The sequence below is a fragment of the Sphingorhabdus sp. EL138 genome (genome assembly GCF_945882965.1).
Lineage (GTDB): Bacteria > Pseudomonadota > Alphaproteobacteria > Sphingomonadales > Sphingomonadaceae > Sphingorhabdus_B.
On the sequence record NZ_CAMCWY010000018.1, the window covers coordinates 1 to 15,484 of the forward strand.

Genomic DNA, 15,484 nt, shown 5'->3' on the forward strand with positions numbered 1-15,484 from the left:
TGGCCAAAATCGCTTCACAAACTTCCGTCAGAGAGGCGCTTAAAGTGCCACCTAAAGATAAGCTCGACCTTTTGGTCACGGCCTACGATGAGGGGTTCTTCGATGAACTGGTTCAGCAGGCTGAAAATCTGTTGGCGGACTATCCGTCCTCGTTCTTGATCTACAGCCTTCAGGCTGCTGGGCATTACGCAATGGGGCAGCTCGTCGAGGCAGAGCGTGGTTTTCGTAAAGCCGCGGCGCTGAACCCTGCCTATGATGCGGCACACTATAATCTGGGCAATGTGCTCAAACAGATGGGCAAGCTGGACGATGCCATCGACGCCTATCGGCGGGCGCTGCAGCTCAAGCCCACGGATGCCGATGCACACTACAATCTGGGCGTCGCCCTCAAAGAGCAGGGCAAGCTCAATGAGGCGGTAAAGGCCTATAAGCTGGCGCTGGAGCACAAGCCAACCTACGTCGAGGCGCATTACAATCTCGGCAATGTGCTGAAGCAGCAGGGCAAGCTCGACGAAGCAATTTCGGCCTATCAGCACGCGTTGGCACTTAAGCCCATCGACGCGGACGCGCACAACAATCTGGGCAACGCGTTCAAGCAGCAGGGCAAACTCGACGAGGCAATAAAGGCTTACCGCAGTGCGCTGGCGCTGAAACCCATCGACGCCAATGCGCACAACAATCTCGGCAATGTCCTCAGGCAGCAAGGCAAGCTTAACGAGGCAATCTCTGCCTACCGGCAGGTGCTTGCGTTCAAGCCCGATGACGCCGAGGCGCACTACAACCTGGGCACCGCGCTCAGCGAGCAGGGCAAGCTTGATCAGGCCATCGCTGCCTTTCACAAATCACTCGCCATAAAGCCGACTTGGGCCGATGCGGAAGCGCAATTGATATTTCTGCAGTACATGGTCTGCGACTTCAGTGTTACGACCCAGATGGACGAAGTTTCGGCTCGTCTCGGTATTCTAACCGATGCAATAGCCCCCTTTACTGCGTTGACATGGGCAGATGCGCCCTCACTGCAGTTGCAGCGCTCGTTAAAATTTGCCCAAATGAGTTATGGCCAATCGCCCATCGCGCCTCCTGCCACCATAAAAAATCGCTCTGGCCGTCTAAGAATTGGCTACTTTAGTGCGGATTTTCACAATCATGCCACATTCTTTCTAATTGCAGGCATGCTCAGATGTCATGATAGGACGCAGTTTGAAGTGTTTTGTTATAGTTACGGGCGTCGTTCCGACAATTTTCAAGAAAAAGTAAAGCAAAGCGTTGATTTCTTTTTTGACATTTCAAAATTGTCTGACGAAGAAATTTATGAACTCACCCGTTCGCACGAAATCGATATTGCTATTGATCTGAAGGGGTATACTCAAGAAACACGGTCTGGTATATTCAGATATAGAATTGCTCCCATACAGATAAACTATCTTGGCTACCCTGGCACAATGGGTGCTGATTTTATCGATTATATTATTGCTGATCCGCAGGTCATACCGGAAGATCAGCGCGGATTTTATACGGAAAGCGTTATCTATCTCCCCCACAGCTACCAGCCTAATGATTCTGACCGAGAAATAGAAAATGATTATAGTACCCGTAAAAGTTATGGCTTGCCAGAGAACGGATTTGTATTTTGCTGTTTCAATAACAATTATAAAATAACATCACGAGAATTTGATATTTGGATGCGAATATTGAATAATATGCAAGGAAGCGTTCTTTGGTTACTCAAAGGAAACACTTGGTCGCAAGGGAATCTAAGGAAAGAAGCGATTCTGCGCGGCGTTCATCCATATCGTCTCGTGTTTGCCGAAAAAGCGCCCATTGCTGAACATTTGGCACGTCACAAGCATGCTGACCTATTTCTAGATACGTTTAACGTTAATGCGCACACGACTGCAAGTGATGCCCTGTGGGCCGGGCTGCCCGTCGTTACGAAGCGAGGAAAGCAGTTTTCAGCTCGCGTAGCGGCAAGTCTTCTAACAGCGGTTGGAATTCCAGAGTTGATAACAGACACTGAAGAAAGTTACGAAGCCAAGATAATCGATATTGCGAATGATCCGATGATTCTTGCTGATATAAGGCATAAACTATCTTCAAATAGGCTTACAACTCCTCTCTTCGATACAAAACGATATACGCGTAATTTTGAGAAGGGCCTTCAATCAGCCCACCAGATCCATCTTGAGGGGCAACAGCCTAGAGATATCTGGGTTGCTGACTATGGGCAATGAGTTGGGTGCCTCCAAAATCTCTAAACACTGTTGGCTTAGCATTACAGTTGCACATTAGGCTCAGGACCTATTAAATGCTTGCATAAGGGTTGCGACGTTGATTGTGCTCTGCACGCCTTCGGCTCCAGTGTCGCAAGCTGAAGGAGGTTTGCGATGCCTGGAGCGATAGGGATGCGGGGGGACTATACTGTGTCCGTCGTCAGATAATTTGAGACATATAGCAGTTTAAAACAGGCGAGTGTTTGGGCTCATCCGGTTGGTTAATATTATGCGGCGATCTTGCGGTGATGCAAGCGCCGATATTCGATAGTGTTTCGTTTGATCCTTTCACGTTGTTTGATGATGGCTTCCGCCCTGCCGAAGTAGGCATCGGCAGGCGCAGCGTCTCTGGGCTCCCTAATGTTAAAATATTTACGGGTAACTCGCGGAATTTGCGCGACCAACCTAGCGTCTTTGTGTAGAGTTAAGTATATGACGTAAAAGGGAAAAATACCTGGTGCTGCTGGGGAGGATTGAACTCCCGACCTCGTCATTACCAATGACGCGCTCTACCACTGAGCTACAGCAGCAATACCGAAGGTGCGGCCCTATGCGAAGGCTGGGGCTTAATGTCAAGCGGCTTGCGCGCTGGCGTGCCATTTGGCATCGCGCCGACATCGCAATAGCGCGCAGAGGAGAACGGCATTGGCAAAAGATGCAGAGGACAAAGAGCGGATCAAGGCAGAGCGGCTGCGCGAAGCCCTGCGTGCCAATTTGCGCCGGCGCAAGGCAAAGCCCTCAGCGCCTAAAGCCGAAGACAATGCAGCAAAGCCGGTAACGGAGAAAAACCACTCCAAGGCATAAGTATCGTCGTTGCACCGCACGTGATTGTCGTGAATAGAACCCGACATGTTATACCAATTCGCACGCCCCCTTTTGTTTCAAGCCGACGCCGAGACCGCACATAATCTGTCGCTGGCTGCGCTCCGGCTTATGCCTATTCCCTCTTTTGGTTCACAGTCTCCGGTTCTTGCCCAGACATTTGCGGGCTTGCGGTTTGCGAACCCCGTTGGCCTTGCCCCTGGCTATGACAAAAACGCGGAGGTTCCGGTTGAAATCCTGCGGCTCGGTTTTAGCTTTACGGAGGTGGGGACGCTGACACCGTTACCGCAAGCGGGCAACCCAAAGCCGCGTCTGTTCCGCTTATTAGAGGATGCAGCGGTTATCAACCGCATGGGCTTTAACAATGCAGGGCAGCAGGCGGCAATTGATCTGCTGCGCAACATTCCCGAACAGGCGCGGACAGGACCTATCGGCATCAATATCGGTGCCAATAAGGACAGCGCCGACCGCGTGGCGGATTATGTCATTGGCGTGCGCAACATGGAGGCGCTGGCCGATTATTTGACCGTCAATATCAGCTCGCCCAATACGCCGGGCCTGCGGGCTTTGCAGGACAAGGCGGCACTGGACGATTTGCTGGCGCAGGTGATGGCGGCGCGAACGCGCGACACGCCGGTGTTCTTGAAAGTCGCGCCTGATCTGCAGCCTGCGGACATTGATGATATTGTCGGCGTCGCCATGTCGCGGGGCATCGCTGCGTTGATTGTGTCGAACACAACGATATCGCGCCCTGCGCTTATCTCACGCCATAAGGGAGAGGCGGGCGGTCTATCGGGCGCACCCTTGCGCGATATGGCGCAGCAACGCGTGATTGATTTCCGCAAGGCAAGCGGCGGGCAACTCCCGCTGATTGGCGTGGGCGGCATCATGTCGGCTGAAGATGCCTATGCGCGCATCCGCGCCGGCGCGTCTTTGGTGCAGATTTACAGCGCTTTGGTGTATCAAGGGCCAGGCCTCGCGCGCAGGATCAATACGCAACTTGCACGCCTTTTACAGGCCGATGGATTCTCCAATATAACCGAGGCCATTGGCGTCGACGGATAAATCTGCGCTTGGCTTTCGCTACACAAGGCGGCTAAGTTGCGGGCATGAAAAAATCATTGCTCGCGTTCACCGCATCAGCCATCCTCTTCACCCAAGCTGCGACCGCCCAAAATGTCGGCGTCACGTCTTCTGCCGATCCTCGGGTCACAGAAGCGGGAATAGAAATGCTGCGCCAAGGCGGCTCTGCTGCGGATGCGGCGATGGCTATGATGCTTGCCTTGACCGTGGTCGAGCCACAATCGAGCGGTATCGGTGGCGGTGGTTTCTTATTGTATCAAGATAGCGCGAAGGGCGTGTTGACGACAATTAACGGACGCGAAACCGCACCAGCGGCGGCGAAGGCCGATCGTTTTGTTGGACCAGATGGCAAACCACTGGCCTTTCTCGCAGCGTTTCAGGGCGGGCATTCGGTTGGCGTACCGGGCAACATCCAGCTGATGGCGCAAACGCACGCCAAATGGGGCAAACTGCCTTGGGCAACCGTGTTTAAGCCTGCGATCCGCCTCTCGGACAAGGGGTTCATTGTTAACAAAACGCTGGAATCACGGTTGCAGGCTTATGCGCGGCTGTGGCCGAATTTCGATGAAGTCCGCGCGATTTATTGGCGTAATGGCAAGCCCGTTACGGCAGGCATGAAGCTTAAAAATCCAAAACTTGCAGCAACGTTGAAGCTGTTGGCAAAAAAAGGGCCTGAAGCTTTTTATATAGGGCCGATTGCAAGCCAGATTGTGCAGGCTGTCACCACCAGCAAGCTCAGCCCCGGTGACATGACGATGAGCGATCTCGCGCAATATCGTGCCAAAGAACAGCAGGCTGTGTGCGCGCCCTATCGGGTCTATGTTGTGTGCGGCATGGCGCCGCCTTCGTCGGGCGCAACCACCGTGCTTCAGATTTTGGGTACGTTGCAGCGTTTTGATTTGACCGCAACGGGCAAGGATAGCCCCAAAAGCTGGCATCTGATTGGCCAAGCGATGCAGCTAGCTTATGCAGACCGCGAAAAATATCTGGCCGATGATGCCTTTGTCGACGTGCCGGTCGCCGGGCTATTGAACCCCGAATATATTCAAGAACGCTCAGCGCTGATTGATCCGGAAAAAGCGCGTAGCGACTATCCTGCGGGCAAGCCACCCGGTGCTGCGCCTCGTACTGCTGCGATTTCGAGCGAACTTGCTGGCACGACGCATTTCACTGCGGTCGATGCAAACGGCAACATCGCCAATATGACGTCCACAATTGAAGGTCCGTTTGGCAGCCAGCTTGTGGCAGGTGGGTTCTTTTTGAACAACGAGCTCACGGATTTTACCTTCGCCCCTGAAAAGGACGGGGCACCGGTGGCAAATCGCGTTGCTGGCGGAAAGCGGCCTTTGTCTTCGATGTCGCCGACGATGGTTTTTGACCGCGATGGTCGGGCGGTACTGACGCTTGGTTCGGCCGGTGGTAAGCGGATCATTATGCATGTTACCAAAACGCTGATTGGCGTGCTGGACTTCGGCTTGCCGCTTGATCAAGCGATAAAGCTGCCGAATATCTATTTTGGTGGCGGTCAGTTGGAGTTGGAACAGGACACCCCGCTCGCGGCAATGGCGGAGCAGATTGCTACGTTCGGACAAAAAGTGCGTGTGGCTGACCTCGGGTCTAAGGTGAATGGTGCGCAATATCTTAATGGCGCTTGGACAGGTGCCGCAGATCCACGGAGTGAAGGGACATCGGCGATCATATATGCAAAGGGTAAGGTCACGATCATCGGTCCCCCCGCTGCTGCGGAAGTGCCTTTGCCAAGCGTTGGATAAAAGTCGCACATTGGGCCAGATTGCCAGTGGCGCTACCGGAAATAGAATATCAAAAACAGGCCGTGGCGTGGCGAGAAATTTGCAGGAGAGCATATATGGCTGCTGAACAGTTTGATGACTTTGACAGCTTCCCTAATCTTGTAACAATGTTTTTTGCGCGCGCGCGCCACCGCGGGAATACGCCATTTTTATGGGCAAAGCACGACGATGCCTGGCATTCGATCAGCTGGTCGGACGTTGCGCGGCAAGTTGCCGGCTTTGCAAAATCGCTGCGTCAACTGGGGCTTCAAAAGGGCGACCGGGTCATGCTGGTGTCGGAAAACCGGCCCGAATGGTGCATCGCCGATTTGGGTATCATGGCGGCAGGTTGCGTCACCGTGCCGACCTATGTCACCAACACCGAACGCGACCACCAACATATTTTGGACAATAGCGACGCCCGCGCGGTCATCATATCGACGGCCAAGCTTGCCAAGATATTGATGCCAGCGGCGCTGCGGTCATCGCAGGCGGAATTCATCATTGCCATTGATCCCCAGCCAGCGATGCAAAAGGGCCAGTTATCGATGCATCACTGGGCCGATATGGTCAAAGGCACAGATGCTGATGTGCGCGCTTGTGAAGCGGCGATGGCGTCGGTTACCCGTGACGATTTGGCGTGTATTATCTACACCAGTGGCACTGGTGGCGCCCCGCGCGGCGTGATGCAGCATCATGGTGCAATTTTGCATAACGCTGACGGCGCAGCGGCAGTCCTTCGGGAAGACTTCGGCTTAGACGAAGAAGAAGTTTTCTTGTCGTTCCTGCCTTTATCGCATGCCTATGAACATAGTGGTGGGCAGTTCCTGCCAATCGGCGTTGGCGCGCAAATCTATTATGCCGAAGGGCTGGAGAAGCTAGCCGCCAACATTGAAGAAACGCGGCCAACAGTTATGGTGGTGGTCCCGCGTCTTTTTGAAGTGCTGCGTCAACGGATGATCAAGGCTGTCGAAAAGCAGGGCAAGCTTCCCAATTATCTGCTCGATAAGGCACTGACCATCGGGGAGCGTGACTATTCAGGGCGCAAACGGCTTATCGATGCGCCGATGCGATTGATTTTATCGCGCACAATCAAGCCAAAAATCCAGGCGCGCTTTGGCGGCCGGATGAAAGCAATGGTGTCCGGCGGCGCGCCGCTGAACCCCGACATCGGCGTGTTTTTCCAATCCTTGGGTATCACTATGTTGCAAGGCTATGGTCAGACCGAGTCCGGCCCTGTCATCAGCTGCAACCGGCCAAGCGCTGGCATCAAAATGGACACCGTTGGTCCGCCGTTGAAAAATACGGAGGTCAAAATCGCCGAGGATGGCGAAATATTGGTGCGCGGACCTTTGGTCATGAAGGGATATTGGCGCAATCAGGCCGAAACAGATCGCGTTATCATTGATGGCTGGCTGCACACCGGCGATATTGGTCATATTGATGACCAAGGCCGCATTGCCATTACCGATCGCAAGAAGGACCTGATCGTAAACGACAAGGGCGACAATATCGCGCCGCAAAAGATTGAAGGCATGCTCACGCTTCAGCCCGAAATATTGCAGGCCATGGTGTCAGGCGACAAAAGGCCCTATATTGTCGGTTTGATCGTTCCAGATCCCGAATGGGCGTTGGAATGGGCGCAGGCGCAGGACATGAAATATGACTTTGCCGAGCTACAAGCCAATCCCCAATTCCGCGCCGCTGTGCGCGCAGCTGTGGATCGCGTGAATGCGGATGTTTCGGTCACTGAAAAAGTGCGCCAGTTCGAATTTGCGGATGAGCCCTTTTCCATCGAAAATGGCGAGATGACGCCAAGCATGAAAATCCGCCGTCATGTCATCCGCGCGCGTTACACGGCGCGAGTCAACGGCATGTATAAGGACTAATATTAGAACCCCGAAAAGGGCGGGGTCGTTTGGATATGGCCTTTATGCATTTTGCGCCCATATCAGAAATTCGACATTGCCTTGCGGCCCAGTTATTGGGCTGGTCGTTAGGCCGTGCACTGTCCAATTTTTTTCGACCAACCACATTTTAATCTCGTCACATACGCGTGTGTGAACGTCTGCGTCCCGCACAACGCCGCCTTTGCCTACTTCTTCGCGGCCTGCTTCAAATTGCGGCTTAATGAGCGCGATGAGTTGCGCCTTGCTTTTTGCAAAGGATAATGGGCGCTCAAGCACCTTGGCTAAGCCAATGAAGCTGGCGTCGCAGACGATCAGGTCGATTGCCTCGGTTATGTGCGCGTCAGTCAAGATGCGCGCGCTTGTTTGTTCATGAACAATGACGCGCGGGTCCTGCCGCAGTTTCCAAGCCAGCTGGTTAGTGCCGCTGTCGACGGCGTAAACGCGGGCTGCGCCGTTGGTCAGCAAAACATCGGTAAAGCCGCCCGTCGATGATCCGACGTCGATAGCCACATGGTCGGTCACATCAATGGCAAACGCCTCCAGTGCATGGGCAAGCTTAATGCCGCCGCGGGACACCCATGGATGGTCACTGCCGCGCACGCTGATCACGGCATCCTCGGCGATTTGCTGTCCCGGCTTTTGCGCCTTGGCATCGCCAATATAGACATGGCCCGCCATGACGAGCGCCTGGGCGCGGGTTTTGCTGTCGGCTAGGCCGCGATCAACGATGATTTGATCTAATCGTGTTTTTTTGGTCGCCATGCCGCAACGCGCTAGCGGAGCTTGCATGATTTGGCCATAAGGCAAAGCCATGCACATTCGTTACCTGACCTTGTTCGCCGTTCTGGGCCTCGCCGCGTGTGCTGCGCCGCCGCCGCCGTCTGCGCCAAAGATTATTTCCGCGCCGCCGCCTTTGGCTGCGCCGCCTCCGCCGCCTTTGGCTGCGCCGCCTCCGCCGCGATTAACTGGCGATTGGAATGACTGGCCCTTTACACCCGGGAATTGGACGTATCGCCGCGATGGCCGCGGTTCGGTGGCGCAGTTCGGCGCGTCGGGACGCAACCCGATGATAAGCTTTCGTTGTGATGTAGAGAAACGCCGCGTCACATTATCGCGTGAGGCATCGGCACCCGGCGCGCGCTTGGTCATCCGCACGTCGACCATAACAAAAACAATGGCAGCGACGACAAGTGATGCAAATTCGACCTATCTGACCGCCGACATCGCAACCACCGATCCGATCCTGGATGCCATGGCCTTTAGCCGTGGCCGCGTGTTGGTTGACATGGAGGGGCAGCAGCCGGTCATTTTGCCAACATGGGCGGAAATCGCCCGAATAGTTGAAGATTGCAGATGAAAATCAACGCGCGATTTATCGCAGCGCAGACCTATAATTTTAGCCAGAAATAAATCTATTACAAGACTTGTTTGTGATCGCAGTTTGATTCATCGTGCGAACTGCGGAGGGCAAATAAATGTTTGATGCAAGCAAATTTTATTTAACGAAAGGAGGTGATCCGATGTCTCATGGTTCAGTTAAGAGGTCGGACAATTCCGTTCGGGAGATCGGCCGCTGAGCAAATCAGCGATGCCGGCCACGGCATGAAAGCAACTTCCGGCAGCGGGCGTCCGACCGCTGACCCATGTTTAAGGGCCGCTGGTTAACTCCAGCGGCCCTTTTCTGTTGTCCATGGCATGCCCGCTTAATGTTGTGCGCATGCTTTTTGTCGAACATTGGTGGCAATTGCTGATGAAATGCTTACATTTGATGTAAGGTTCTGAAGGATATCAAAAATGCAGTTTATGCGCCTTAGTTGGAAAATTTTAGTCGGTGTGAAGGACCTGTTTGTATTGCTGTTTTTGGCGCTTTTCTTTGCCGCCATTTTCGCGCTGCTAAATGCAAATCCGAATCCGGCGATGGTCCGCGATGGTGCGTTGCTGCTCAAGCTGGATGGCGTAGTGGCCGAACAGCCGGCTGAAATCGACCCGCTGATGGCGCTGACCTCGGCGGCGGCCCCTGTTGGTGAAATCCGTCAACGTGACATCATCCGCGCGTTGAAGCTTGCCCAAAGCGACAAGCGCGTAAAATTGGTCGTATTAGACATGGAACGCTTCATGGGCGGCGGGCAAGCGAGCCTTGCCGCAATTGGGGATAGCATTGATGCCGTCAAAAAGGCGGGCAAGCCCGTTTACGCTTTTGCGACTGCCTACACCGATGACAGCTATCAACTGGCTGCCCATGCAACGCAGATCTGGATGGACCCGCTTGGTGGTGCCTTGCTGGCGGGGCCCGGAGGGTCGCAGCCTTATTATAAGGGATTGCTCGACCAATTAGGCGTAAAGGCCAATATCTACCGCGTGGGTACGTTCAAAAGTGCCGTCGAACCCTTTATGCGATCTGACCAGTCAGCTGAATCGAAAATGGCGATCAAGGGCGTGTATGATGAGATATGGGGGCAATGGAAAGCCGACGTGGCCAAAGCCCGCCCGCAAGCACAATTGGATCAATTGCTGACCAACCCCGCTGATGCGGTTGAGGGGGCGAAGGGCGACCTTGGTCAGTTGGCACTGTCGACAAAATTGGTCGATAAATTGGGCGACAAAATCGCCTTTGGAAAATTCATCGCCAGCAAAGTGGGCGCTGATGAAAAGAAAACCACAGGCGGCTTTGCGCATACGCCTATGGATGCTTTGTTGGCCAGCTACGGTCCGCCATCGGCAGGCGAGCAGATTGGCGTTGTGACGGTTGCGGGCACCATCGTTGATGGTGAAGGCGGCCCAGGCTCAGCGGCTGGCGATACGATCAGCAATCTGATTTATGAGGCATTGGATACTAAGGATTTGAAGGCCCTTGTCGTGCGGGTGGATTCGCCCGGTGGATCCGTGACCGCATCGGAAAAAATCCGGCTCGCGATCGCTGCGGCTAAAGCCAAAAATATTCCGGTTGTTGTCTCCATGGCCAATCTGGCGGCAAGTGGTGGCTATTGGGTCTCGCTGCCCGCTGATGTGATATTTGCCGCCCCTTCGACGATCACCGGCTCTATCGGTATCTTCGGGGTGATCCCAAGCGCCGAGGCTGGCTTAGCGAAAATTGGTGTGAATGCGGATGGGGTCAAGACAACGCCATTGTCGGGTGAGCCCGATGTCCTGAACGGCTTTAGCCCTGAATTTGACCGTGTGGCGCAAAGCGCGATTGAAAACGGCTATCGCCAGTTTCTGACCCGTGTTGCGACCGCGCGCAAAAAGACCCCAGAGCAGGTCGACGCCGTCGCCCAAGGGCGCGTGTGGGCTGGTGGCACAGCGCGTCAGCTTGGCTTAGTAGACCGGTCCGGCAATATGAATGATGCTCTGGCAGAAGCAGCAAAGCGGGCGGGACTAAAACCGGATGATTGGCATGCGGTATATATCGAACAGTCTACAAGCTTCGCCGGCACGCTGCTCCAGGGGTTGATGCCAAAGAAGGCGCAATCGAACGCACCGATGGATATATTCGCCCATGCCGCATGGCAGCAAAGCCTGTTCATCCAGCGCGTCGCGGCTGACCTCGACATGCTGACGGGTGTGAAGGGTGTTCAGGCGAGATGTTTGGAATGCGGCGACTTCGCGCCGCCTGCGCCAGCCGCAGCGGACAAAACATGGCTATCGGTTCTACTGAAAGCCTTTAGCTAAGCTGGCGGTGAAGGCTAAGCCTTTACCGCGCAGATAAGTCCAGAGGAGGTTGAAACACCCAATATTTCAAGGTCTTGCAATGCACGGGTGCGCCGCAGAAACTCCTCAACCGTGACCTTACGCATATCTTGCCTGCGCAATTTTTTCAGACCGTTCAACTTGTTGAGCTGGATCAGCGAAAGGCGGTCGACCATCCGGTCGGCCATGCACGCGGCAATCGGTTGCGAAAGTCCCGCATCCATCAATGCCGTGCGGACGCGGGTTTCGGGGGTGGCACAAGCCGAAAGCGCCAGTGATAAAATACCAACTAGCGCAATTCGTTTCATACACCTTGTTCCTTTGCACGTTCCACGCATTCTATAATGATACGTTTTGCGTCCGTTTCATCACCCCAGCCATTTAGCTTCGCCCATTTTCCAGGCTCCAGATCTTTATAATGGGTGAAGAAATGCTCAATCTGTTGCAGGACGATAGGTGGCATGTCCTTGTAGGTGACGACATCGGAATAATAAGGGAAGGTTTCGTTGACCGGAACACATAGCAGCTTTTCATCGCCGCCCTTGTCGTCTTCCATCATGAGCACGCCAATCGGACGGCATTTGACAACTGCGCCCGCGATGATGGACGAACGTGCCACGACCAAAGCGTCCAAGGGATCACCATCTTCGCCCAAAGTGTGTGGCACAAAACCATAATTGGCTGGATAGCGCATGGGCGTGTGTAGGAAGCGGTCGACGAATAAAGCGCCGGATGCCTTGTCGAATTCATATTTCACGGGCTCGCCGCCAATGGGAACTTCGATCAGGACGTTGAGGCTTTCGGGTACATTGTCGCCCGCCGGGATGAGATCAATACGCATGGGAGAATGCTTTCAAATTGTTATAGCTTGGTCTGTCGCGGGCCGAGTAGACGATCAATCGCCGTCTTGCCTAGGCCTGTGACTTCGAGGCGCGGATAGCGCAAACTACCTGAATATGCGATGTCTATTTGCGCAAAACGTTTGTACTGCTGAGCCCAGCCCTATTCCACTCACCGCAATTAGCCGCTAGGGCGCTTTGTTATGGCAAAGATACAGACACCCCAAGCCGTGCGCGGCACGCAAGACATGTTCGGTGAAACCGAGGAACGCTTTGCGCATGTGGTCGCGACCTTCGAACGCGTGCGCAAGCTTTATGGTTTTAAGGGCATGCAACTGCCGGTGATTGAACCCACTGCGGTGTTTTCGCGTAGCCTGGGTGAGGCGACCGATGTTGTCTCCAAGGAAATGTATACGTTTGAAGATCGCGGCGGCGATTCTATTACGTTGCGGCCCGAATTCACCGCTGGCATTGCGCGGGCTTACCTTACCAATGGCTGGCAGCAATTTGCGCCCATGAAGCTGTCGGTGCATGGGCCATTGTTCCGCTATGAGCGCCCGCAAAAGGGCCGCTATCGGCAGTTTCACCAGATTGACGCCGAAATCATTGGCGCGGCGGAGCCTGCGGCAGATGTCGAATTGCTCGTCATGGCGGACCAGTTGCTGAAGGAGCTTGGCATAGATGATGGCGTGACGTTGCAGTTGAACACGCTGGGTGACACCCCTAGCCGAGACGCATGGCGCGCCGCTTTGGTTGGCTATTTCAACGACCATAAGGGCGCGTTGTCCGAAGACAGCCTGTCGCGGTTGGAGAAAAACCCGCTGCGTATCTTGGACAGTAAAGACCCCAAAGATCGCCCGATTGCCGACGCTGCGCCTGTTATCGACGATTATCTATCGGGCGAAGCGCAGGATTTCTTCGGTGCGGTCACCGCAGGCCTTGATGCCGCAGGGGTCGCATGGACCCGCAACGCCGCATTGGTGCGCGGCCTCGATTATTACCGCCATACTGCGTTTGAATTTGTGACCGACAGGCTTGGCGCGCAAGGGACTGTGCTTGGCGGCGGGCGTTATGATGGCTTGATCGAGAATTTAGGTGGTCCCGCGACGCCAGCGGTCGGCTGGGCTGCGGGCATTGAGCGGTTGGCGATGTTATTGGATGCGCCAACAGGTCGTGAAATGACTTTTGCAGTCGTCGCCGATGCACCAGAACTAGACGAGGAAGCCCAGCGAGTAGCCAATAAACTTCGCCGCGAGGGCGTACCCGTTTTTCGCTCATTTAAAACCAATCCAAAGCGGCAAATCGAATCTGCCCGGAAAGCCAGCGTTGACGGTCTGCTGTTCATTCGGCCTGGCCAGCAATTGCACATCACGCTTGTTCAGGGGTCTCCATACGCATTGAGAGATTTGATTGCCAAAGCTCTGGCGCATGTCCCTGACGGTTATCAGACTGCCAGTGGCGACGGCGAATGATCCGTCCTACCATAAATGTCCGCCGTCACCCTGAACTTGTTTCAGGGTCCATTTTGCCTCTCTGCCCTTCGGTGTCGGCTTCACGATGGATGCTGAAACAAGTTCAGCATGACGTTGAGGGGAATGCTTCTCTGCGTCATCTGCGCCTCTGCGTGAAACCCTATTTTCGTCGACTTAGCGAAGGCTGGGGCCTATCACACGTATCGGTAAAATGGTTCGCACAAAGGCACGAAGGCATAAAGAAGTTGCTTTGGGTCTTAGTGTCTTCGTGCGAACTAAAAACGTATCGCGCGCGGAAATATAAGGCCATGGTTTCCCGCTTTCGCGGGAATGACAATGTTTGGATTTTGGGGTTGGCCCTTTGAAAATCTCTCCGCACCGCATTGCGCAAATTGAATCGCGTTTTTCCGAGTTGGAGGCACGGATGGCTTCTGGGCAGTTGGAGGGTGACGCTTTTGTAGCCGCCTCGCGCGAATATTCTGAGTTGGAGCCAGTAGCCAAGGCCGCCGCTGAAGTCCGGCGTTTGCGTGCGGAAATCGAAACGCTTGGGGTCATGGCGCAGGATAATTCTGACCCAGATTTGCATGCGATGGCGGTCGAGGAACTGGACGTGGTCACGCAGCAGCTATCGGACGCGGAAACGGCGCTAGCCATCTCGTTACTGCCCCGCGACTCTGCGGATGACAGGCCAGCGATGCTGGAAATTCGGGCGGGCACGGGCGGTGACGAAGCCGCATTGTTCGCGGGCGATCTGTATCGCATGTATGAACGTTACGCCGCGGGGCAGGGATGGAAGATTGAGCCGATTTCGGTCAGCGCCTCCGACGTGGGTGGATTTAAGGAAGTGGTGGTCGCGATCAAGGGCACGGGCGTATTTGCCAAGCTGAAATATGAAAGCGGCGTTCACCGTGTGCAGCGGGTGCCAGTGACGGAAAGCGGCGGACGGATTCATACCAGCGCGGCGACTGTCGCCGTCCTGCCTGAGCCTACGGAAGTCGATATCCAGATCGAGGCGCGCGACCTGAAAATTGATGTGTATCGTGCGTCGGGCGCCGGCGGGCAGCACGTCAACACCACGGACTCAGCCGTGCGCATTACCCATTTGCCCACTGGTATTGTGGTGACGTGTCAGGACGGGCGCAGCCAGCACAAGAACAAGGAACAGGCGATGCAGGTCCTGCGTGCGCGCATGTACGAAAAAGAACGTGAGGAGGCCCAAGGCGCCGAAGCAGAAGCCCGCAAGGCCATGGTTGGCTCCGGCGACCGTTCCGAACGCATCCGCACCTACAACTTCCCGCAAGGCCGCGTGACCGACCATCGGATCAACCTGACGCTGCATAAATTGCCTGAAATATTGGAGGGCGGCGGATTGGCCGAACTCGTCGCCGCATTGATCGCCGAGGATCAGGCCGAGCGCATGGCCGGGCTGGGGGAGTAACCACGTCTCCCCTCCCGTAGGCGGGAGGGGTCGGGGGCGGGTTGAAGCATCTGAGCCACGTGAAGTGACGCTTTGTCATTCCCGACTGGATCGGGAATCCATGGTCTGATCTGTCGGTTTAGGCTGACCCGTCAGGCCATGGGTTCCCGCTTTCGCGGGAATGGCACGGTTTT

General features: G+C 54.9%; 12 protein-coding genes, 1 tRNA gene and 1 pseudogene. 9 read left to right on the top strand and 5 right to left on the bottom strand.

Annotated elements, in window-relative coordinates:
- On the top strand, positions 1–2,231 hold a 2,231-nt coding region (locus Q0N43_RS08730), incomplete at its 5' end, for a glycosyltransferase family 41 protein (protein WP_295445460.1).
- Positions 2,232–2,497: 266 nt separating this feature from the next.
- Here Q0N43_RS08730 and Q0N43_RS08735 read toward each other — a convergent pair.
- Positions 2,498–2,608, bottom strand: a pseudogene (locus Q0N43_RS08735) (pyruvate, phosphate dikinase); the annotation flags it as partial.
- 117 nt (positions 2,609–2,725) lie between these two features.
- Positions 2,726–2,800, bottom strand: a tRNA-Thr gene (locus Q0N43_RS08740).
- Between the two features lie 115 nt (positions 2,801–2,915).
- Between Q0N43_RS08740 and Q0N43_RS08745 the strand changes: the two genes are divergently transcribed.
- The 4 genes from Q0N43_RS08745 to Q0N43_RS08760 all read left to right on the top strand — a co-directional run bounded on the left by Q0N43_RS08745 (position 2,916) and on the right by Q0N43_RS08760 (position 7,854).
- Positions 2,916–3,074 (top strand): hypothetical protein, encoded by a 159-nt coding sequence (locus Q0N43_RS08745; protein WP_295445463.1) that lies wholly within the window; start codon positions 2,916–2,918, stop codon positions 3,072–3,074.
- Between the two features lie 45 nt (positions 3,075–3,119).
- Positions 3,120–4,157 carry a quinone-dependent dihydroorotate dehydrogenase gene (locus tag Q0N43_RS08750; RefSeq protein ID WP_295445466.1) on the top strand — a complete coding sequence of 346 codons (1,038 nt, stop codon included), beginning with the start codon at positions 3,120–3,122 and terminating at the stop codon, positions 4,155–4,157.
- 44 nt (positions 4,158–4,201) lie between these two features.
- On the top strand, positions 4,202–5,947 hold the full coding sequence (gene ggt / locus Q0N43_RS08755; protein ID WP_295445468.1) for a gamma-glutamyltransferase: 1,746 nt from the start codon (positions 4,202–4,204) through the stop codon (positions 5,945–5,947).
- A 95-nt stretch (positions 5,948–6,042) separates the two neighbouring features.
- Complete coding sequence (locus Q0N43_RS08760; RefSeq protein ID WP_295445471.1) at positions 6,043–7,854, top strand: long-chain fatty acid--CoA ligase; 1,812 nt, start codon at positions 6,043–6,045, stop codon at positions 7,852–7,854.
- Between the two features lie 42 nt (positions 7,855–7,896).
- Here Q0N43_RS08760 and Q0N43_RS08765 read toward each other — a convergent pair whose 3' ends face one another.
- Positions 7,897–8,637, bottom strand: a complete 741-nt coding sequence (locus Q0N43_RS08765) for a TlyA family RNA methyltransferase (protein ID WP_295445474.1) — start codon at positions 8,635–8,637, stop codon at positions 7,897–7,899.
- A gap of 49 nt (positions 8,638–8,686) precedes the next feature.
- On the opposite strand from Q0N43_RS08765, the gene Q0N43_RS08770 reads away from it, so the two are divergent.
- Positions 8,687–9,232 carry a hypothetical protein gene (locus Q0N43_RS08770; protein ID WP_295445477.1) on the top strand — a complete coding sequence of 182 codons (546 nt, stop codon included), beginning with the start codon at positions 8,687–8,689 and terminating at the stop codon, positions 9,230–9,232.
- 437 nt (positions 9,233–9,669) lie between these two features.
- Positions 9,670–11,544, top strand: a complete 1,875-nt coding sequence (sppA, locus tag Q0N43_RS08775) for a signal peptide peptidase SppA (RefSeq protein WP_295445480.1) — start codon at positions 9,670–9,672, stop codon at positions 11,542–11,544.
- A gap of 14 nt (positions 11,545–11,558) precedes the next feature.
- On the opposite strand, the gene Q0N43_RS08780 is transcribed toward sppA, so the two are convergent.
- Together Q0N43_RS08780 and ppa are read right to left on the bottom strand one after the other, a co-directional pair.
- Positions 11,559–11,870 carry a hypothetical protein gene (locus Q0N43_RS08780; protein ID WP_295445482.1) on the bottom strand — a complete coding sequence of 104 codons (312 nt, stop codon included), beginning with the start codon at positions 11,868–11,870 and terminating at the stop codon, positions 11,559–11,561.
- Positions 11,867–12,403, bottom strand: a complete 537-nt coding sequence (ppa, locus tag Q0N43_RS08785) for an inorganic diphosphatase (protein ID WP_295445485.1) — start codon at positions 12,401–12,403, stop codon at positions 11,867–11,869. Before ppa ends, Q0N43_RS08780 begins: the two co-directional genes overlap by 4 nt.
- 201 nt (positions 12,404–12,604) lie before the next feature.
- Here ppa and hisS point away from each other — a divergent pair, with 201 nt between their 5' ends.
- Positions 12,605–13,873 carry a histidine--tRNA ligase gene (gene hisS / locus Q0N43_RS08790; RefSeq protein ID WP_295445487.1) on the top strand — a complete coding sequence of 423 codons (1,269 nt, stop codon included), beginning with the start codon at positions 12,605–12,607 and terminating at the stop codon, positions 13,871–13,873.
- A gap of 361 nt (positions 13,874–14,234) precedes the next feature.
- Complete coding sequence (gene prfA / locus Q0N43_RS08795; RefSeq protein WP_295445488.1) at positions 14,235–15,311, top strand: peptide chain release factor 1; 1,077 nt, start codon at positions 14,235–14,237, stop codon at positions 15,309–15,311.
- The last annotated feature ends 173 nt before the right edge of the window (positions 15,312–15,484 follow it).